Consider the following 19709-nt stretch of genomic DNA (forward strand, 5'->3'; position numbering starts at 1 on the left):
GCGTCCTTGCCGGGGCTCGCGTCCTTCCGGGGCGCTGCGCTGTTCCGTGCGGTCGGCCGCTCACCCCACCGCCTTCGCGGCCGCCCGTCCCGCCGTACGCCCCGAGAACAGGCAGCCGCCGAGGAAGGTGCCTTCGAGGGAGCGGTAGCCGTGGACGCCCCCGCCGCCGAACCCGGCCGCCTCGCCCGCCGCGTACACCCCGGGCAGCGGCTCGCCGCCGGGCGTGAGGACCCGGGAGGAGAGGTCGGTCCGCAGGCCGCCGAGGGACTTGCGGGTGAGGATGCTCAGCCGTACGGCGATCAGCGGGCCGGCCCCGGGGTCGAGGAGGCGGTGCGGGGCGGCCGTACGGATCAGCCGGTCGCCCAGATAGCGGCGGGCCCCGCGGACCGCCGTGACCTGGAGGTCCTTGGTGAAGGGGTTCGCCATCTCACGGTCGCGGGCGGTGATCTCGCGGCGCAGCGCGCTCTCGTCGATCAGGTCCTCGCCGGTGATCCGGTTCATGCCCCGGACCAGGGCGCCCAGATCGTTCTCGACGACGAAGTCGGCGCCCTTGTCCATGAACGCCCGCACCGGGCCGGGCACGTCGGCGCGGGCCCGGTCGAGGACGCCGCGCACGGACTTGCCGGTGAGATCGGGGTTCTGCTCGGAGCCGGAGAGCGCGAACTCCTTGCCGATGATCTTCCGGTCTAGCACGAACCAGGTGTGGTCGTGGCCGGTGCGCATGATGTGTTCGAGGGTGCCGAGGGTGTCGAAGCCCGGGAAGAGCGGGACGGGCAGCCGCCGGCCGGTCGCGTCCAGCCACAGCGAGGAGGGGCCGGGCAGGATGCGGATGCCGTGCCGGGCCCAGATCGGGTTCCAGTTCTCGATGCCCTCGGTGTAGTGCCACATCCGGTCGCGGTTGACGTGGTGGGCGCCGGCCGCCTCGGCGACGCCCAGCATCAGCCCGTCCACATGCGCGGGGACGCCGGACAGCAGCCGGGCGGGCGGGGTGCCCAGGCGCTCGGGCCACTGGGCGCGGACCAGGTCGTGGTTGCCGCCGATGCCGCCGCTGGTGACGATCACGGCCTGGGCGCGCAGCGAGAAGGAGCCGACGGCCTCGCGGCCACTGGCGGTGCCGCGCGGAACGTCGGAGCGGGCCAGGACGTCCCCGGTGACGGTGTCGACGGCCCCGGCGGTCCGGGCGAGTCCGGTGACCCGGTGCCGGAAACGGAACCGGACCAGGCCCCGTGCGGCCCCCTCGCGCACCCGCCGCTCGAAGGGGGCGACGAGGCCGGGGCCTGTCCCCCAGGTGATGTGGAAGCGGGGTACGGAGTTGCCGTGCCCGGTCGCCTCGTAGCCGCCGCGCTCGGCCCAGCCGACGACCGGGAAGAAACGCACCCCGAGCCCGTGCAGCCAGGCCCGCTTCTCGCCGGCCGCGAAGTGGACGTACGCCTCGGCCCAGCGGCGCGCCCAGTCGTCCTCGGGCCGGTCGAAGCCGGCGGTGCCGAACCAGTCCTGGAGCGCCAGGGCGTGGCTGTCGCGGATCCGCATCCGGCGCTGCTCGGGCGAGTCGACGAGGAAGAGGCCGCCGAAGGACCAGTGGGCCTGGCCGCCGAGGGACTGCGCGGGTTCCTGGTCAAGGAGGAGGACGGAGCGGCCGGCGTCGGCCAGTTCGGCGGTGGCGGCGAGACCGGCGAGGCCCGCCCCGATCACGATGACATCGGCGTCGTACGGCTCATGGGACATGCACCGCATCCTGGGTACGGGGGTACGGCGCGTCAACGGTCCGGTCGGATCCCCTTGGTCCCGGTCGGGCCCGGGGCGCGGGCGGGGCGCGGGGCGGACTCCGGGAGGGCGCGGGCCGGTCGGGGCTTCGGGGCGGGGCGCGGGCCGGACTCCGTAAGGGCGCCGGCCGGGTCCATGATGGGCGCATGAGCGCTGAGGAAGTGATCGACGTCGTCGACGAGGACGACCGGGTGATCGGGCGGGCCCCGCGCGGCGAGGTGTACGCCCGGGGGCTGATCCACCGGGTGTCCTTCGTCCAGGTGCGCGACGGCCAGGGCCGGATCTTCGTGCACCGCAGGACGGCGACGAAGCCGCTCTACCCGTCGCTGTACGACATGTTCGTGGGCGGTGTCCTCGGCGCCGGCGAGTCGTACGACGACGCCGCGCTGCGCGAGGCCGAGGAGGAGCTGGGGGTGACCGGGCTCGCCCGGCCGGCGCCGCTGTTCCGGTTCCTGTACGACGGGGGCGCGGCCGGGAAGTGGTGGTCGGCGGTGTACGAGGTGCGCTGCGATCTGCCCGTCCATCCGCAGGTCGAGGAGGTGGCCTGGCACGCCTTCCTTCCGGAGGCAGAGGTGGCGGCCCGGCTCGGCGACTGGCCGTGGGTGCCGGACGGGCTCGCCGCGTACGAGCGGCTGCGGGCGCACCGGGAGCACCGGGCGGGGTGAGGCGACCGGCGCGGGGGGCGGGCACCGGGTCGGGCGCGGCGGTCCCGCGGGCCGGCGGCATGGCGTTCCGGCGGTCGGTGCGGGAGCGGCCCGGCGCGTGCCGGTGGCGGGACCAGAACGCGTGGACGACCGCCGGTAGGGTGCCCGGGTGAGCGACTTCGTACAGAGCATGCGGCTGTGGTTCGCCCCTCGGCGCCTCCAGCAGGAGGGCACGACCCCGGACTACCGCTTCTCGCTGGCCAACGAACGCACCTTCCTCGCCTGGCTGCGGACGGCGCTCGCCCTGATCGGCGGCGGATTCGCCGTGGCCCAGTTCCTGCCGGACCTGAACCAGGTCCTCCGGGTCGCGCTCTCGCTCGCGCTGCTGGTGGCCGGAGTGCTGTGCGCGCTGCGCGCCGTGAACCACTGGGTCCGCACCGAGCGGGCGATGCGGCGCGGGGAGGATCTGCCGGTGTCCCGGTTCCCGGCCGTCCTGAGTGTGACGGTGGCGCTGGTCGCGCTGGCGATGGCGGCGATCGTGCTCTCCGGCTGGGCCGGGCGATGAGCCCGCCGCCCACGGGGCCGGAGTCCGACCCGGAGTCCGACCCGGAGCCCGGCCCTGAGTCCGGGCCCGCCGACCCCGAACCCGACCCCGAACCCGGTTCCGAGCCCGAGCCCGAGCCCAGCGCCGAACCAGGCTCCGGCGGCTCCGGATCCGCAGCCTCCGGGCCCGCCCCCGAAGCGGAACCCGCCCGCGATCCGGGGCTCCAGCCCGAGCGGACCCGGCTCGCCTGGCGCCGGACGACCCTGTCGGCCGCGGTGGTGGCCCTGCTCGCCGCCCGGCAGGCGCTCCGGGACGGCGCGAGCGCCGCCGGGATGACCGCCGTGGGCCTCTCGGCGCTGGCCTGGCTCGGTCTCGTGGCCGTCGCCCACCGCCGTATCCGATGCCTGGACACCGCCCGGCCCCGGCCCCTGTCCCACCGCGGCGCGCTGCTCGCGGCGGGGTGCGCGATCGCGTTCGCGGGCTTCGCCGTCGCCATACTGCTCTGAGCCGCCGTACCGTCCACCCCTCGGACCCTGGGCGCCCCCGCTTCCCCCTGGCCTGAATCGACTGGCACTCTTCCCCTGTCCAATCGGGCTCTCAACCGGGGGAATCCCTTGTCTGCCACCGCTCCTTACGTGGTCACGCTCGCGCCGCGGGTCCATGCCTTCATCCAGCCCGACGGCGGCTGGTGTCTGAACAACGCCGGTTTCCTCGGCGACGCCGACGAGAGTCTGCTCGTCGACACCGCCGCCACCGAGCGCCGCGCCCTGCTGCTGCGGGACGCCGTCCTCGGCGCGGGTCTCGCCCTGCCCCGCACCATCGTGACCACGCATCACCACGGCGATCACACCTACGGCAACGGGGTGTTCCTCCCGGAGGCCCGGATCGTCGGGCACGCGAGCTGCCGCTCCGAGCAGCTCGCGGCCGGTCACCAGCTCCATCAGATGTGGCCGGCCAACGACTTCGGGCACATCGAGATCGAACCGCCGCACCTCACCTACGAGGGCCGGCTGACGCTGTACGTCGGGGACACCGAGGTCCGGGTGATCCACCCGGGTCCGGCGCACACCATCGGCGACTCGATCGTCCATCTCCCGCAGCACGGCATCGTGTTCACCGGCGACCTGGTCTTCAACGGGGGCACCCCGTTCGTGCCGATGGGCTCGCTCGCCGGTTCGCTGCGGGCCCTCGACCTGCTGCGCGCGCTGGACGCGGAGATCGTGGTGCCGGGCCACGGCCGGATCACCGACCCCTCGGCGTACGAGCCGACCGAGCGCTATCTGCGCTGGGTGACGGAGCTCGCGGAGCAGGGCCGGGCCCGGGGGGACTCCCCGCTGGAGACGGCGCGCAAGGCCGACCCGGGCGAGTTCGGGACCTGGCCGGAGAGCGAGCGTCTGGTGGCCAATCTGCACCGCGCGTACGCGGAACTGGAGGGGCTGCCGGAGGGTCACCCGCTGGACCCGGTGGCCGTGTTCACGGACATGACCATCATGAACGGCGGCCGGCCGGTGGCCTGCCACGCCTGACGGCCCGACTCGGCACCCGGCGGCCGGCACCCGGCAACCGACGCCGGCGGCCGGCACCCGACACCCGGCGGCCTGCCGCACACCCGGCAGCCCGAACCGGCGCCGGCCGGACCACCCGTCATCCGGCCCACCCGCCGTCCGGGCGCCCCGCTCTCCCCCGGGCACCGGCCCCCGCACCCCTGGGGCCGGCGTCCGGGGGTCCCGTGGCCGGCCGGGCGTCCGGGCCCCGGGGGCACACCTGGAGGCCCCGGGACACCCCTCTGGACGACATACCGACTGGTCGGTCATGATGAGCGCGACGCCGACCCCGGAGGTACGCCCGCATGAGTTCCGCCCTGCCAGGCCTCGACCCCGAGCGGCTGCGCCGCTTCCTCGACCGCGAGCGGCCCGGGCTGGTCGCCGGCCCCCTGGAGGCCCGGCTGATCGAGGGCGGCCGGTCGAACCTGACGTACACGGTGACCGACGGCACCGGCCGCTGGGTCGTCCGCCGGCCCCCGCTCGGCCATGTCCTCGCCACCGCGCACGACATGCGGCGCGAACACCGGGTCGTCAGCGCGCTGCGCGACACCGCCGTACCCGTGCCGGGGACGGTCCTGCTGTGCGAGGACGAGTCGGTGCTCGGCGCGCCGTTCTACGTCATGGAGTTCGTCGACGGCGTCCCGTACCGCTCGGCCGCCGAGCTCGCCCCGCTCGGCGCCGACCGCACCCGCGCCGCCGTCCTCGGTCTCGTCGACACCCTCGTCGAGCTGCACGCCGTCGATCCGGTCGCCGCCGGGCTCGGCGACTTCGGGCGCCCCGACGGTTTCCTCGACCGGCAGCTGCGCCGCTGGGGCAAGCAGCTCGCCGCGTCCCGGGGCCGCGAACTGCCCGGCATCGACGAGCTGCACGCCGCCCTCGGCCAGGGCCTGCCCGACTCCCCCGCGCCCACCGTGATCCACGGCGACTACCGGCTCGACAACGTCCTCGTCGGCCCCGACGAGGAGATCAGGGCCGTCCTGGACTGGGAGATGTCGACGCTCGGCGACCCGCTCACCGACCTCGGTCTGCTGGTCATGTACAGCACCCCGCTCGACCTGCCGGACTCCCCGATCTCGACCACCGCCTCGGCCGCCGGCCACCCCGCCGCCGCCGAGCTGGTCGAGCGCTACGCCGCCCGCTCCGGCCGCGACACCGGCTCCCTCGCCTGGTACACGGCCTTCGCCTGGTTCAAGCTCGCCGTCATCCTCGAAGGCATCCACTACCGCTACACCCTGGGGCAGACCGTCGGCGCGGGCTTCGACCGCATCGGCGAACTCGTCCCCCTCTTCATCGAGCACGGCCTCACCACGCTCCGCGGCCAGGAAGGCTGATCCGCCATGGACTTCGCGTTCGACGCCCGCACCGAGGAACTGCGGACGAGGCTCCTCGCCTTCATGGACGAGCACGTGTATCCGGCCGAGGCCGTCGCCGAGGAGCAGCGGGCCGCGCTCGCCTCGCCCTGGGACGTACCGCCGGTCGTCGAGGAGCTGAAGGCCGAGGCGCGCCGCCGGGGCCTGTGGAACCTCTTCCTGCCGGACACGGAGTACGGGGCCGGGCTCACCAACCTCCAGTACGCGCCGCTCGCCGAGATCACCGGCCGCAGCCCGCAGCTCGCGCCCACCGCCACCAACTGCGCCGCCCCCGACACCGGGAACATGGAACTGCTCGCCCAGTTCGGCGACGAGGCGCAGCGCAAACAGTGGCTGGAGCCGCTGCTCGCGGGCGAGATCCGGTCGGCGTTCGCGATGACCGAGCCCGAGGTCGCCTCGTCCGACGCGACCAACATCGAGACCCGGATCCGACGGGACGGGGACTCGTACGTCGTCGACGGCCGCAAGTGGTACATCTCCGGGGCGCTGCACCCCGATTGCCGGATCTTCATCGTCATGGGCAAGACCGACCCGGACGGCGCCGACGTGCGCCGCCAGCAGTCGATGATCCTGGTGCCGCGCGACACCCCCGGTGTCGAGGTACGGCGCGCGATGCGGGTGTACGGGTACGAGGACCACTACCACGGCGGTCACGCCGAGGTCGTCTTCGACCAGGTCCGGGTCCCCGCCGCGAACCTGCTCGGCGAGGAGGGCGGCGGCTTCGCCATCGCCCAGGCCCGTCTCGGGCCGGGCCGTATCCACCACTGCATGCGGCTGATCGGGATGGCCGAGCGGGCGGTCGAGCTGATGTGCCGGCGTGCGGTCTCCCGTACGGCCTTCGGCAAGCCGCTCGCGCAGCAGGGCGTCGTGCGGAACTGGATCGCGGACGCCCGGGTGACGATCGAACAGCTGCGGCTGCTCGTCCTCAAGACGGCCTGGCTGATGGACACCGCCGGCAACCGGGGCGCCCACACCGAGATCCAGGCGATCAAGATCGCCACCCCTCGGGCGGTCGTCGGCATCATCGACCAGGCGGTGCAGCTGTACGGCGCGGGCGGCGTCTCGCAGGACACCCCGCTCGCCGAACTGTGGGCGGCGGCGCGGACGCTGCGGCTGGCCGACGGGCCGGACGAGGTGCACCAGCGGTCGCTGGCCCGCCGGGAGCTGAAGCGTCACCTCTGAGGCCCTGGCCGGGACCGGCCGGCCCACCTGAGTCCGGGGGCCGGGGGTCGCCGGGGGCCGGGAGTCGCCCGGGGCCGGGGGTGCCCACCCGGGCCTGGGGGTGCCCCCGGTGCCCACCCGGGCCTGCGGGTGCCCCCTACGGGCGCAGGGCGCGCAGCAGGAGGTCGGCGAGGTGGTCGGCCACCTGCTGCGGGGTGAGCGGCCCGTCCGGGCGGTACCAGGTGGACAGATGGTGGACCGAGCCGAAGTGGTAGTCCACCACCAGGTCGGCCGGGGTCGCGCCGGAGAACACCCCGGCCCGCTGGCCCTCCTCGATCAGGGCGCGGAACCGCTCGTGGTAGCGCCGCCGTTCGGCCCGTACCCGCAGGTTCTTCTCCGGGCTGAGGTGGTGCATGGAGCGGAAGAAGATCGCCGCGTCGTCGAGGTTCTCGATGGTGGTGACGACGACGTCGGCCGCCGCGTCGCGCAGCCGGCGCTCGACCGGGGCGTCGGCGCCCGCGAAGGCGTCGAGCCGCTCCTGCTGGAGGCGCAGTACACGCGCGTAGACCTCTTGGAGCAGGTCTTCCTTGGAGCCGAAGTAGTGGTAGAGGGCGCCCTTGGTGACGCCTGCCGCCTCCACGATCTCCTGGACGGAGGTCCGGTCGTAGCCCTGCTCGGCGAAGAGCCGGGTGGCGGCGGCCAGCAGCCTCTGGGGGACGGGCGTTCCGCTCCCGTCCGTCGTCCTGGCCATGCCGCTCCGCCTCTCTCGCCTGCCGCCGCCCTCGCGGCGACCGCTGTCCTTTGGTGCCCGTCGCCCGGGACCCGTCGCCCCGGTGCCGGGCCGCGCGGTGCGCGGTCCCGTACGGGAGTCCTCCACAAGGCCGCGCGCGGCGGCCCGTACGGGAATCTTCCCACTTCCCGCCGGTGCGGACTGCGGCAGGACCGGAGCGCCCGGGCGGCCGCCGGTCACCCGCCCGCCCGTCGCGCGCCCGTCGCCCGCCGGTGGCGGGGCGGAGGCGGCCCGGAGGCGGGGCCGGTCACCGGTCCGTCATCCGTCCGCCGCCTCCCAGGTCCGCTGGACGCGGTTCATGCCGCCGATCCACCGCTCGGGGTCGCCGGCCCTGGCCTGGTAGTACCCGGCGACCTCGGGGTGCGGCAGGACGAGGAAACGGTCGGCGGCGATGGCGTCGAGCAGCGCGCCGGCGACGACCTCGGGCTCGATGGCGGTGGGGGCGAGGACGAGTTCGCCGGCCGATCCTGCGGCGTCGAGCATGTCCGTACGGACGCCCTGCGGGCAGATCGCGTGCACCTTCAGACCGCGGTGGCGGTAGGTGAGGGAGAGCCATTCGGCGAAGGCGTACGCGCCGTGCTTGGAGACGCTGTACGGGGCGGCGCCGATCATCGTGAGCAGTCCGGCGGCCGACACGGTGGACACGAAGCGGCCGCTGCCGCGTTCCAGCCACTCGGGGAGCAGGGCGCGGGCAGCGCGCACATGGGCCATGACGTTGACGTCCCAGGCGGCGGCCCACACCTCCTCGTCGGCGAACGCGTCGCCGGGCGAGCCGAGTCCGGCGTTGGCGCACCAGATGTCGATGCCGGTGCCGGTCGCCGCGAGCGCGGCGCGGGCCTCGTCGACGACGGCGGAGGCGTCGCCGGGCACGGCGAGGGCGCCGATCTCGTCGGCGACGGCCCGGGTGCGGCCGGGGTCGAGGTCGTTGACGACGACCCGCGCCCCCTCGGCGGCGAACCGGCGGGCGAGCGCGGCGCCGATGCCGCCGGCCGCGCCGGTCACGACCACTCCCTTGCCCTTGAGCGCGCTCATCGGGGTCCACCTCTCCTCGGGTAGCGGGTCGCGGGTCGCGAGGCCGGTCCGCGGGGCCGTACGCCCGTGCGGTCCCGTGGTCATCGTCCACAGCCTCCGACCGGCGCCCGCGCAGACTAACCGGTCGGTACGGAGCCGGGGAAGAGCCGAACTCGGCGCTCCCGCCGGGGGATTCCTCGCGCACGCCTCCTCCCGCGAAGGCCCGGCGGACGCTAGCGTGCGTGCCCATGTCAGGGAAGGCGATCAAGGAGGTTTCTTCATGAGCCTGTCCAGGCGGGGTCCGTCCCGGCGTGGTCTGCTGGCCGCGGGTGGCGGCATCGTGGCGGCGGCGGGAGTGGGGGCGGGCGCGGCACCCGCGGCGGCGGACGCGCCGCCCGGCAAGGGCCGTACGGTGCGCACCGGCTTCGACCGGCTCGCCGACGGCGGTTACGCGCGGCTCGCCGGGCAGCGCGTCGGCGTGGTCACCAACCCGACCGGCATCACCGCCGAGGCCCGGCACCTGGTGGATGTGATGCACGCCGACGAACGGGTCGACCTGGTCGCCGTCTTCGGCCCCGAGCACGGTTTCCGGGGGACGGCGCAGGCGGGCGGTTCGGAGGGCCGGTACGACGATCCGGCGACGGGGCTGCCGGTCTACGACACGTACACCAAGAGCGGGCAGCCGCTGGCGGACGTGTTCACGGCCTCCGGGGTCGACACCGTCGTCTTCGACATCCAGGACGTCGGCGCCCGCTTCTACACGTACATCTGGACGCTGTACGACTGCATGGAGGCGGCCGCGCTCGCCGGGAAACGTTTCGTCGTCCTGGACCGGCCGAACCCGGTGACCGGGCGGGCGGCCCTCGGCCCCGTGCTCGACCGGGCGTACGCGACCTTCGTGGGCCGCGAACCGATCGCGCAGGCGCACGGGATGACGGTCGCGGAGCTGGCCCGGCTGTTCAACGCGGAGTTCCTGGCGAAGCCGGTGGCCCTGGAGACGGTGGCCGCGACCGGCTGGCACCGGACGGACTTCTTCGACGCGACCGGGCTGCCGTGGGTGCCGCCGAGCCCCAACATGCCGACGCCGGACACCGCGCTGGTCTACTCCGGCACCTGTCTGTTCGAGGGCACCAATCTCTCCGAGGGGCGCGGCACCACCCGGCCGTTCGAACTGCTCGGCGCGGAGGGGATCGACGGGGCGTGGGCGGAGGCCGCGGGCGCGCTCGGGCTGCCGGGGGTGCGCTTCCGGGAGGCGTATTTCGCGCCGACGTTCTCGAAGTTCCAGGGGAAGACGGTGGGCGGGGTGCAGCTGATGGTGCACGATCGCGCCGCCTTCGATCCGGTACGGACCGGGATCGCGCTGCTCGTGACGGCGCGGCGGGCGTGGAGCGGGTTCGCCTGGCGGCCGGACGACTGGATCGACAAGCTGACCGGTTCGGCGCGGGTGCGCACGATGATCGACGCGGGGGCGCCGGTGGACGAGGTCGTCGGGGCGTGGGAGGCGGACCTGAAGGCGTTCCGGGCGATGCGGAAGGCGTATCTGATGTACCACTGACGCCCCGCCGGGACGGCTGGCAGGGCGGCCGGGGAAGGGGGGGCTTACGGGGTGGGGCTGGCCCCCTGGAGTGACGGGTGGGGCCGGGATGGTCCCGCCCTCGGCCGGCGGCGAGGCTGGGATCATGAACACGTTACGCACCCGCCGCCGCTTCCTCCGCCCGCTCGCCGCTCTGCTGGCCGCCGTCGCCGTCGGCCTTCCGGCCCCCGCCGCCATCGCCGCCCCGGCCGCCATCGCCGCTCCGGCCGCCGGAGGACCGGCGTCCGCCTCCGATCCGGTGCGCGAACTCCGCGCCGCCGCAGGGCCGTTGACCGATGTCCCGACCCTGGAGCGGATCGTCGGCTCGGCGAAGGTGGTGGGGATCGGCGAGGCCACCCACAGCTCCACCGAGTTCTTCGCCGCCAAGCACCGGATCTTCGAGGAACTGGTCGAACGGCGCGGGTTCACCACCTTCGCGCTGGAGGCCAACTGGAGCACCGGCCTGCTCGTCGACGACTACGTCCGCCACGGCCGGGGCGACATCGCCACGATCATGCGGGACGAGTTCCAGAACTCCTATGCCTTCTGGGACACCGCCGAATACCTGGATCTGTTCACCTGGATGCGCCGGCACAACCTGCGCCACCCGGAACACCCGGTCCATTTCATGGGCAACGACCTCGGCTACGCGGGCCCGAACCTCTTCGACAAGGTCACCGACTACGTGGCCCGCACCCGTCCGGCCCTGCTCCCCCGCTTCCGCGAGCTGTACCGCACCTCGCGGCCGACCGGTGACGACGTCGACGCCTGGATGAACGCGTACATGTTCAAGCCGGGTGCCGAACGGCGCGCGATGGGCGAGAACGTCCGGCAGGCGCTCGACCTCCTCCGGCGGCAGGGCCCGGCGGGCCCGGACCGCGCGGCGCGCGAGGCGTACACCTGGGCCGTACAGCACGCCCGGGCCATCGCCCAGGTCGGTACGGAGTATGCGTACGACTTCATGACCGACGAGGGTGTCGCCGGGGCCATGCTCTACCGCGACCGGGTCATGGCCGAGAACACCGTGTGGTGGCAGCGGCACACCGGCGACCGGATGGTGCTGTCCGCGCACAACGACCACGTCGGCTACCGCTCGGCGGTCCCCGCCACGTACCCGCGCACCCAGGGCTCGTTCCTGCGCGACGCGCTCGGCCGCGACTACGTGGCGCTCGGGTCCGCCTTCGGGCAGGGCTCGTTCAACGCGCACGACTCGCGGGAGGAGGGCGAGCCGGTACGGACGTTCACCGTCGGGCCGCTGGGCGCGGACAGCAACGCGGCCGTCCTGGACCGGGTCTCGGACCGTCCCTTCCTGCTCGATCCGCGCCGGGCCACCCCGGCGGCGCGGACCTGGCTGGCCACCGCCCGGCCGAGCCGGTCGATCGGCACCACGTACCCGTGGCCGGGTGACGTGTCCGACGTGTCGCTCTCCCGTTCCTTCGACGCGGTCGCGTACTTCCCGCGGATCTCGGCGGCGAAGCTGCGCCACTGACGTCGGGCCGACGACTGGCCGGCGCCGCGCGCGGGAAGAATCCCGGCGGACGCCCGTGGCCGGGCCGCGGCGAGTGCCCCATGAACGGCCGGGGCCCCGCGCCGTGCCGTCCCGGCTCGCGGGCGAGGCGCACCTCGACGCGGAGGGACGGGGCCATGGCCAAGACGGTGACGAGTGTCGGGCCGTACCAGCAGATCGTTTTCGACAAGGACGGCGACGGGCCTGCCGGGCAGGCGCGGGCGCTCGCCGCGCTCGCCCGGCAGGGATGCACGGACCTGGTGGTGTTCACGCACGGCTGGAACAACACGCCGTCGTCGGCCACCGGGCTCTTCGACCGCTTCCTCGCCCCCTTCCCCCGGGTGGCGGGCAAGGCGGCACGGCTCGGGTACGCGGGCCTGGTGTGGCCCTCGATGATGTTCTCCGACGAACCGGTGCCCGACTACGCGGCGGTGGCCTCGGTCGTGCCGGAGCGGGCGGCGGTGGTCGCCCGGCTCGCGGAGCTGGCCGGGGCGGAACCGGCGGACGAGGCCGCGTTCGCGGAGTTCGCGGGGCTGCTGCGGGAGTTGGCGGGGGTGGCGGACGGGCCGGGCTCCGCGTCCGGTCCCGGCACGGGTGGCATAGGCACCGGCGCTGGTGCCGGTGCTGGTGCCGGAGTGGAGGTGCCGGGGTTCCTCGTCGGGGATCCTCGGACGGTGTACGCGATGTTCGCCGACGCGCGCGATGCCGTGGCGGGAGCGGGGTCGGCGGCAGGCGCGGGTGCGGGTGTGGGGGCAGCCGAGTTGTTCGGCGGCGATCCGGTGAAGCGGCTGTGGCGGGGCGCCAAGGAGGCGCTGCGGCAGGCGACGTACTACACGATGAAGCGCCGCGCGGGGGTGGTCGGCGAGCACGGGCTCGGTCCGCTGCTCGGCGAACTCGCCCGGCTGGCGCCGGGGCTGCGGGTCCATCTGACCGGGCACAGCTTCGGCGGCCGGCTGGTCGCGCACGCGCTGCGCGGACTGCCCGAGGGCGTGCGGACCGTGAAGTCGGTGACGCTGTTCCAGGGCGCCTTCTCCCATTACGCGTTCACCGACCGGGTGCCGTACGGCAGGGCCCGGCCCGGCTCGCTGCCGGGGCTCCAGGCGCGGATCGACGGGCCGCTGGTCGCCTGCCACTCCGCGCACGACACCGCGCTCGGGATCTTCTACCCGCTGGCGTCCCGGGTGGCCCGGGACGACGACTCGCTGCTCGGCGACGACCGCCGCTGGTGGGCCGTGGGCCACGACGGCGTCCAGGCCGTCCCCGGCACGGCCGCCGTCCCGCTGGCGGCGGCGCTGCGCGACGGGCTGCCCGCCTCGGGCTGTGTGAACGTGGACGCCGCCGCGGTGGTGTCCGAGCACAGTGACATCTGCCACGAGGAGCTGGCCCGGGTGGTGGCCCGGGCCGGGCGCTTCGCCTGAGGTGGGACAGGGTGCGGCGGGACGGGACACCGTCGTGTCGACCGGGCTTCGGTGTCCCCCATACGAGTGATCGAATCAATAAATGGAACAGGAAAGGCCGTTCGTTCGTCCCTCTGATGACGCCGAAGTGTCAGCGACGGAGGGTGGCAGGACATGGCCGGGTTCCGAAGTCTCGCGGGACAGGTTCGCGATCCGCGGTGCGACACGGCCTTGCGCCGGTACGCGCTGCGCAAGTGCCTGGAGCGGTTCGCGCCGTACGGTCACCGGGCGACCTGGGACCATCTGTGCCGCCGGCACGGCTTCGGCCCGGAGGACCGGGACGCCGATCCGGCGCGGTTGGTGGCCGCGCTGGAGGAGCTGGAGCGGGCCCGGGCGATCTGGCTCGCGTACGAGACGGAGTACGCCGAGCGGCGGCGACTGGAGAAGCGCGACGGGCTGCGCAGACCGGCCGCGCTCGACGCCTGGCACCGCCGGATCTGGGGCGGCAACGGGGTGGCCCGCTGCGACGACCCGGACCGTCATCCGGCGGAGCCGCTGCCGGAGGTGATGGACCGGCTGGTGACCGCGCTGCGGCGGGGGCCGGGCGATGGGTGCCCGGTGTGCGCGGGGGCCCACGTCGAGTGGCGCACCGGAGGCACCGGGGACGAGCCGTGGTTCGGACCGGTGTGCGCGGACTGCGGCATACGCATACCCCGCCCCGTCCTGGCACCCCGGCCCCGGACGCGCACGCGCGAGGAGGGTGCGCGCGAGGAGGCCGTCTCCCGGCTGGTGCGGGCGGCGTGAGCCCGGGCGCCGCGTACGCCGTTCGCCAGGTGACTTCGCGGGTCCTCGTCCGCCCGGTCGCACGGTTCGTGGCGCGGTTCGTGGAGCGGTTCGTGGCGCGGTCCGTCGTACGGTCGGGCGTGCTGTCGGGCGTACGGTACGGCAGGGCATCGGTCCCGCCGGTGCTCCGCCGAGGGGCGCCGGTGAAGAGGGCGAGGCCGGCTGCGGGTCGGCCGTCCGTCGCGCCCGGCCCTTTCCGTCCTCCGCCCCTTCCGCGCTCAGCTCTTTCTGCGCTCGCCCAGCAGGCGCGAGCCCGTGATCTGCTCGCCGAAGACGTCGTCGGGGTTGGACAGCACGCAGGTCTCCAGCGACAGACAGCCGCAGCCGATGCAGTCCGTCAGATGGTCGCGCAACCGGCCGAGCCGGCTTATCCGCTCGTCGAGTTCCGCCCGCCATGCCTTGGAGAGCCGGGCCCAGTCCTCATGGGTGGGGGTGCGCTCCTCGGGCAGCTGGGCGAGCGCCTCGCGCACGGTGGCGAGCGGGATGCCGACGCGCTGGGCGGCCCTGATGAAGGCGACCCGGCGCAGGGTGTCCCGGCAGTAGCGGCGCTGGTTGCCACTGGTGCGGCGACTGGCGATCAGCCCTTTTGACTCGTAGAAGTGCAGGGCCGAGACGGCCGCTCCGCTACGCGCGGACAGCTGGCCGACGGTGAGCTCTTGGATCTTCTCGGGAATCTGCGGCACCCACCCGACCCTACGTCAACCCCCGTGGGACGCACGGGTCGTGGTTCGGACCACCGCCAGTCCACCGGTCCGTCGGTCCACCACTGGTCCGCCAACGGTCCGCGCCGGTCCGGTCCGGGGCCGGCCCGCCGCCCGCCCCGGACCGGCGCATTGACAGGACGCCACCCGCCCCACAACATGCTGAGCAGTCGCTTAGGCGTATGCGTCCCGTGTGCGCCCGCGTTCGAGCAGGAGCACGAGAGGGAGCGGAACATGGCCGAGCCGAGGATCTTCACCTCCGCCGAGGAGCTGCGCGCCGCGGTCGGCGAGCAGTTGGGGCACAGCGACTGGCTGGAGATCGAGCAGGACCGCATCGATCGGTTCGCCGACGCCACCGGCGACCACCAGTGGATCCATGTCGACCCGGAGCGCGCCGCCGCGGGCCCCTTCGGGCGGACGATCGCGCACGGCTATCTGACGCTGTCGCTGCTGCCGGCGCTGGTCCCGCAGGTCATGCGGGTCGAGGGCATGAAGATGGGTCTCAACTACGGCACCGAGAAGGTCCGTTTCCCCGCCCCGGTGCCGGTCGGCTCCCGGCTGCGCGCCACCGCCGTGCTCACCGAGGTGCGGGAGGCCGGCGGCGGCGTGCAGGTCACGGCGAAGGTGACCGTGGAACGCGAGGGCGGCGACAAGCCGGTGTGCGTCGCCGAGTCGGTGTCCCGCTACTACTTCTGAGCCCCGGCCCCGGTCGCCCCCGTGTCCGTGTCCGTGTCCGCCCCGGCGTCCGTACGGGCGCCCACCATGCGCAGCACGAGGTCGGCGTAGAGCGCGCCGACCTCGTCGGCGGTGCGCCGGCCCTGGGTGGTGAACCAGCGCGAGACGTCGATGCAGAGGGAGAGCACGGCGACGGTCGTCCCGGCCACGTCCGGGACGTCGAACTCGCCGCTCGCCACGCCCTCCTCGATGATCCGCCGCACCGTCGCGTCCGACTCGCGGCGCAGCGCCACGATCTCGGTGCGGTGCTCGGGGACGAGGGCGTCCAGCTCGTACTGCACGACCCGGGCGGTGGTGTGCCGCTCGGCGTGCCAGCGGACGAAGGACCGTACGGCGGCGGCGAGGCGCTCGGCGGCCGTTCCTTCGTCGTCGGCGGCGTCGCGCAGGATCTCCAGGGCCTTGTCGTGCCCGATCCGGCTGATCCGGTGGAGCAGCTCTTCCTTGGTCTTGTAGTGGATGTAGAGCGCGGCCGGGCTCATCCCGGCGCGGCCCGCGATGTCGCGGGTCGTGGTGGCGTGGTAGCCGCGCTCGGCGAACGCCTCGACGGCCGCGATCAGCAGACGCCGGGCGGCCTCGGGTGTGACCTCGACCCACGGAGTGTCCTCGCCGCCGGGCGTCTTCTCCGTCTCCTCCGCCGCGCTCATCGCACTCTCCTCTTCGGGCCGTCACAGGGACGAACACCATACAACGAAGGTGAGCAAGCGCTTAGAGGCTGACGGGGCAGGTCACGCCCCTCCACGGGGGAAACGAGACCCGGGCCGGGAGGCCGGGCCGGCCGCTCGCGCCCGCCCCCATGGACGCACCCATGGACGCACCCATGGCCATCCTCGGACTCAGAATGCGGAGACGCTCGTCAGCGCCCGCCCGATGATGAGCTTCTGGATCTGGCTCGTGCCTTCGTAGAGGGTCATCACGCGGGCGTCGCGCAGCAGCTTCCCGACCGGGTACTCGTCGATGTAGCCGTAGCCGCCGAAGACCTGGAGGGCGTTGTTCGCGGCCCGGACGGCGGCCTCGGAGGCGTACAGCTTGGCCTTGGAGGCGGCGGTGGCGAACTCCTCGCCCCGGTCGATCAGATCGGCGACCCGCCAGGTGAGCAGCCGGGCGGCGTCGACGTCCACGGCGATGTCGCTGATCAGCTCCTGGACCAGCTGGTACGAGGCGATGGGCCGGCCGAACTGCTCGCGCTCGCCGGCGTAGCGCACGGCCGCGTCGAGCGCGGCCTGGGCGATCCCGACGCAGCCGGCGGCGACCGACATCCGGCCCTTGGCGAGCGCGGACATGGCGACGGCGAAGCCCTTGCCCTCGGGGCCGAGGAGCGCGCTCTCGGGTACGCGGACGCCGTCGAGAACCAGTTCGGCCGTGGCCTGGCCGCGCAGGCCGAGCTTGCCGTGGATGGCCCGGCGGGTCAGTCCGGGGGTGTCGGCGGGGACGAGGAAGGCCGAGACGCCCCGGTGGCCGGGGTCGTCGCCGGTGCGGGCGAAGAGCAGGACGACATCGGCCCAGGTGCCGTTGGTGATGAACATCTTGGTGCCGCTGATCGCGTACGTCCCGGTGGCGGGGTCGTGGACGGCGCGGGTGGCGAGGTTCCCGGCGTCGGAGCCGGTGCCCGGCTCGGTGAGACCGAAGCAGCCGAGGGCGTCACCGGCGGCGAGCCGGGGCAGCCAGGTCCGCTTCTGCGCCTCGTCACCCCAGGCCGCGATGGTCTTGGCGACCAGCCCGAGGGAGACGGAGACGATGCCCCGGACGGCGGAGTCGCCCCGGCCCAGCTCCTCGGTGACGAGGCAGTACGAGAGATGGTCGCCGCCCGAGCCGCCGTACTCCTCGGGGAGAGTCAGCCCCAGGAAGCCGACCGCTCCGAGCTTCTCGACGATGGCCCGGTCGACCTGCTCGGCGCGGTCCCAGGCGGTGGCGTGCGGGGTGATCTCGCGGGCGACGAAGTCCTCGGCGAGCCGCCGTATCGCCGTCTGCTCCTCGCTGAGCCCCAGGTCCACCGCGCCACCCGCCCGCTTAATTAACACTGCTAGTTTTATGGGTCCCGCCTACTATGTGCGCCATGGCCCGACCGCGCAAGCCCCTCCTCAGTCGTGACCTCATCGTCGAGGCGGCGGGCGCGCTCGTGGACACCGAGGGGCTCGCCGCCCTGTCGACCCGCCGCCTCGCGGCCGAACTGGGCGTGAGCGGGCCCTCCCTCTACAACCACTTCCGTACCAAGGACGAGATCCTGGACGCGGTCGCGGACACCGTCAGCGCCAAGGTCGACCTGTCGATGTTCGCGCCGGACGACCCCCGGGACTGGCGCACGGCCCTGAACGACTGGGCCCTCTCCTACCGCGCCGCGCTCGCCCGGCACCCCCACCTCGTGCCTCTGCTCGCCCAGGGCCCCGGCCGCCGCCCGGCCGGTCTGAAGGTCGCCGACACGGTCTTCGGGGCGATGGTCCGCGCGGGCTGGCCGGCCGCCCAGGCCACGTACATCGGCGCGTTGATGCGCTACTTCGTCACCGGCTCCGCCCTCGGCTCCTTCGCCCGAGGCTTCGTCGACGACGAGACCGCGTACGACCCGGCCGACTACCCTCACCTCGGCCAGGCCCATCTGCTCGCGGAACACCGCGAGAAGGTGGACGAGGGGGCGTTCGCGACAGGGCTGCGGGCCCTGCTCGACGGCTTGCAGACGCAGTACGACACGGGGACGGGGGACGGGTGGGGGACATCGGCGACGGCGACGGCACCACGGGACGCGCGCCGGACATCGGGACGGGGCTCGGGCTCGGGCTCGGGACGGGACTCGGCGCGGAGCTCGTAGCGGCGGTCCGGGCGGGGGACGCGGAGGCGGTGGAACGGCTGCTCGACGCGGGCGCCGATCCCGACACGCTCGCCGAGGACGGGCTGCCGGTGCTGTGCCTGGCGATCGACGCCTACGCCGAGCAGGTCGCCGACGCCCTGATGCACGCGGGTGCCGACCCGGACCGAGTGCTGCCGGACGGTACGACTCCCCTGCTGCGGGCGATCGAGGGCGGTTCCTACGGGATCTACCTGGGGCTCCTCGGCAAGGACCCCGGCCTCCGGCTGCGCGGACCCGCCGCCGACCGGGCGCTCGCCCTCGCGCGGAACCGGTACGAGCGGTGCCTCGTGGCTCCCGGGGAGCGGACCAGGGTCCAGGACGGCGACTGGTGGGGGCACCTCGACGAACTGACCCTGGACGGGCGCACGGTACGCACCGGGCACGGGGCGATCCTCACCGACCTCGAATGGACACAGCGCCTCCTCACCCCCGTCGAGGAACTGGCCGACCGCGCGGTGGCACATCCCGACCCCGATCACGTGGACTGGGGGAGCGCGCTCCATGTGCTCACCAAGCGGCGCAGCGTGCGGACCTGGTCGGCCGTCGCCTCGCTGCGGCACCACCCGGACCCCGACCGTCGGCGGTTCGCCGCGGACGTCCTGCGCTGCCTGACGCTCCTCGAGGGGGAGGACACCACCCCCTCCTTCGAGCGGGAGACGAGCGAACTGCTCGCGGCCTGGGCGGTGGAGGAGAGCGACCCCCGGGTCCTCGCGGACGTGCTGTCCGCCTGGGGGACCGAGCACGAACACCCGGACATGGTGGCCACCGGTCTGCGGCACGCCGACCACCCGAGCCCGCTCGTCCGCGCGGCCGTACCGGACTGTCTGGACGCGAGCCCGCTCGCCCCGGCCGCCCGGGCCGCGCTCCTGACCCTGGCCCGGGACGAGGACGCCACGGTGCGCCGTCACGCGTGTGCCGTACTCGGCCGCCGGCACGACGGCTCCCCCGCCGTTCGGGCGTGCCTGGTCGGCCTGGCCCGGGACCCCGACGCCGAGGTCCGCTGGTGTGCGGCGGAGCGCCTGTCCGAATCCGACGACCACGCGCCCGAGATCGCCGACGCGCTCGCCGGACTGCTCGGCGAGGAGAAACAGCTGGTACGGGTGATCGCCGCGTACGGCCTGATGTGCCGCGACGATCCGCGCACCGCCGACGGCTACGCCCGGATCGGGCCGCCGGGGCCCGGGCTCGAACACGACCACCGCTGGTCCCGGCTGTGGGACCGGCACCGGCGGCGCGAGCAGGGGTACGGGAACACTTCGGCCGCCGCCGAACAGTGACCGCGGCAT

The 19709-nt window shown here is 74.2% G+C and carries 18 protein-coding genes and 1 pseudogene; 13 read left to right on the forward strand and 6 right to left on the reverse strand.

What is annotated here, in order from left to right; all coding sequences use genetic code 11:
• Positions 1 to 60 precede the first annotated feature (60 nt).
• Positions 61 to 1725, reverse strand: a complete 1665-nt coding sequence (locus ABZ990_RS09550; RefSeq protein WP_361227850.1) for an FAD-binding dehydrogenase — start codon at positions 1723 to 1725, stop codon at positions 61 to 63.
• Between the two features lie 185 nt (positions 1726 to 1910).
• Here ABZ990_RS09550 and ABZ990_RS09555 point away from each other — a divergent pair, with 185 nt between their 5' ends.
• The 6 genes and pseudogenes from ABZ990_RS09555 (at position 1911) to ABZ990_RS09580 (ending at position 7048) form a co-directional block, all read left to right on the forward strand.
• On the forward strand, positions 1911 to 2429 hold the full coding sequence (locus ABZ990_RS09555; protein WP_361227853.1) for an NUDIX domain-containing protein: 519 nt from the start codon (positions 1911 to 1913) through the stop codon (positions 2427 to 2429).
• 148 nt (positions 2430 to 2577) lie between these two features.
• Positions 2578 to 2973, forward strand: coding sequence for a DUF202 domain-containing protein (locus tag ABZ990_RS09560; protein WP_361227856.1), 396 nt, complete (start codon positions 2578 to 2580; stop codon positions 2971 to 2973).
• 188 nt (positions 2974 to 3161) lie between these two features.
• A pseudogene (locus tag ABZ990_RS09565) lies at positions 3162 to 3458 on the forward strand (DUF202 domain-containing protein); the annotation flags it as partial.
• Positions 3459 to 3566: 108 nt separating this feature from the next.
• Positions 3567 to 4478 carry an MBL fold metallo-hydrolase gene (locus tag ABZ990_RS09570; RefSeq protein ID WP_361227859.1) on the forward strand — a complete coding sequence of 304 codons (912 nt, stop codon included), beginning with the start codon at positions 3567 to 3569 and terminating at the stop codon, positions 4476 to 4478.
• Positions 4479 to 4801: 323 nt separating this feature from the next.
• The gene (locus ABZ990_RS09575) at positions 4802 to 5827 is read left to right on the forward strand and encodes a phosphotransferase family protein (protein ID WP_361227862.1); all 1026 of its coding nucleotides are present in this window, start codon (positions 4802 to 4804) and stop codon (positions 5825 to 5827) included.
• 6 nt (positions 5828 to 5833) lie between these two features.
• Complete coding sequence (locus ABZ990_RS09580) at positions 5834 to 7048, forward strand: acyl-CoA dehydrogenase family protein (protein WP_361227865.1); 1215 nt, start codon at positions 5834 to 5836, stop codon at positions 7046 to 7048.
• A 136-nt stretch (positions 7049 to 7184) separates the two neighbouring features.
• Here ABZ990_RS09580 and ABZ990_RS09585 read toward each other — a convergent pair whose 3' ends face one another.
• Both ABZ990_RS09585 and ABZ990_RS09590 read right to left on the reverse strand, forming a co-directional pair.
• Positions 7185 to 7778 carry a TetR/AcrR family transcriptional regulator gene (locus ABZ990_RS09585; RefSeq protein WP_361227868.1) on the reverse strand — a complete coding sequence of 198 codons (594 nt, stop codon included), beginning with the start codon at positions 7776 to 7778 and terminating at the stop codon, positions 7185 to 7187.
• A gap of 297 nt (positions 7779 to 8075) precedes the next feature.
• Entirely contained in the window at positions 8076 to 8849 is a 774-nt protein-coding gene (locus ABZ990_RS09590; RefSeq protein ID WP_361227871.1) for an SDR family oxidoreductase, read from the reverse strand.
• Between the two features lie 259 nt (positions 8850 to 9108).
• Here ABZ990_RS09590 and ABZ990_RS09595 point away from each other — a divergent pair, with 259 nt between their 5' ends.
• The 4 genes from ABZ990_RS09595 (at position 9109) to ABZ990_RS09610 (ending at position 14109) form a co-directional block, all read left to right on the forward strand.
• The gene (locus ABZ990_RS09595; RefSeq protein ID WP_361227874.1) at positions 9109 to 10383 is read left to right on the forward strand and encodes a DUF1343 domain-containing protein; all 1275 of its coding nucleotides are present in this window, start codon (positions 9109 to 9111) and stop codon (positions 10381 to 10383) included.
• 124 nt (positions 10384 to 10507) lie between these two features.
• On the forward strand, positions 10508 to 11890 hold the full coding sequence (locus ABZ990_RS09600; protein WP_361227877.1) for an erythromycin esterase family protein: 1383 nt from the start codon (positions 10508 to 10510) through the stop codon (positions 11888 to 11890).
• 155 nt (positions 11891 to 12045) lie between these two features.
• On the forward strand, positions 12046 to 13326 hold the full coding sequence (locus tag ABZ990_RS09605) for a serine-threonine protein kinase (protein WP_361227880.1): 1281 nt from the start codon (positions 12046 to 12048) through the stop codon (positions 13324 to 13326).
• A 153-nt stretch (positions 13327 to 13479) separates the two neighbouring features.
• The gene (locus tag ABZ990_RS09610; protein ID WP_361227882.1) at positions 13480 to 14109 is read left to right on the forward strand and encodes a hypothetical protein; all 630 of its coding nucleotides are present in this window, start codon (positions 13480 to 13482) and stop codon (positions 14107 to 14109) included.
• Positions 14110 to 14366: 257 nt separating this feature from the next.
• Here ABZ990_RS09610 and soxR read toward each other — a convergent pair whose 3' ends face one another.
• Positions 14367 to 14831: a redox-sensitive transcriptional activator SoxR gene (gene soxR / locus ABZ990_RS09615; RefSeq protein ID WP_361227884.1), complete on the reverse strand. Its 465-nt coding sequence runs from the start codon at positions 14829 to 14831 to the stop codon at positions 14367 to 14369.
• A gap of 252 nt (positions 14832 to 15083) precedes the next feature.
• Here soxR and ABZ990_RS09620 point away from each other — a divergent pair, with 252 nt between their 5' ends.
• Positions 15084 to 15545, forward strand: coding sequence for a MaoC family dehydratase (locus tag ABZ990_RS09620; protein ID WP_361227887.1), 462 nt, complete (start codon positions 15084 to 15086; stop codon positions 15543 to 15545).
• Here the strand turns inward: ABZ990_RS09620 and ABZ990_RS09625 are convergent.
• Positions 15536 to 16228 (reverse strand): TetR/AcrR family transcriptional regulator, encoded by a 693-nt coding sequence (locus ABZ990_RS09625; RefSeq protein ID WP_361227890.1) that lies wholly within the window; start codon positions 16226 to 16228, stop codon positions 15536 to 15538. The genes ABZ990_RS09620 and ABZ990_RS09625 overlap by 10 nt on opposite strands.
• A gap of 189 nt (positions 16229 to 16417) precedes the next feature.
• Positions 16418 to 17575: an acyl-CoA dehydrogenase family protein gene (locus tag ABZ990_RS09630; protein ID WP_361228120.1), complete on the reverse strand. Its 1158-nt coding sequence runs from the start codon at positions 17573 to 17575 to the stop codon at positions 16418 to 16420.
• Between the two features lie 62 nt (positions 17576 to 17637).
• On the opposite strand from ABZ990_RS09630, the gene ABZ990_RS09635 reads away from it, so the two are divergent.
• Positions 17638 to 18384 carry a TetR/AcrR family transcriptional regulator gene (locus ABZ990_RS09635; RefSeq protein WP_361227893.1) on the forward strand — a complete coding sequence of 249 codons (747 nt, stop codon included), beginning with the start codon at positions 17638 to 17640 and terminating at the stop codon, positions 18382 to 18384.
• Positions 18282 to 19700, forward strand: a complete 1419-nt coding sequence (locus ABZ990_RS09640; RefSeq protein ID WP_361227896.1) for a HEAT repeat domain-containing protein — start codon at positions 18282 to 18284, stop codon at positions 19698 to 19700. Before ABZ990_RS09635 ends, ABZ990_RS09640 begins: the two co-directional genes overlap by 103 nt.
• Positions 19701 to 19709 lie beyond the last annotated feature (9 nt).

This window comes from Streptomyces sp. NPDC046203 (assembly GCF_040646255.1).
Lineage (GTDB): Bacteria > Actinomycetota > Actinomycetes > Streptomycetales > Streptomycetaceae > Streptomyces.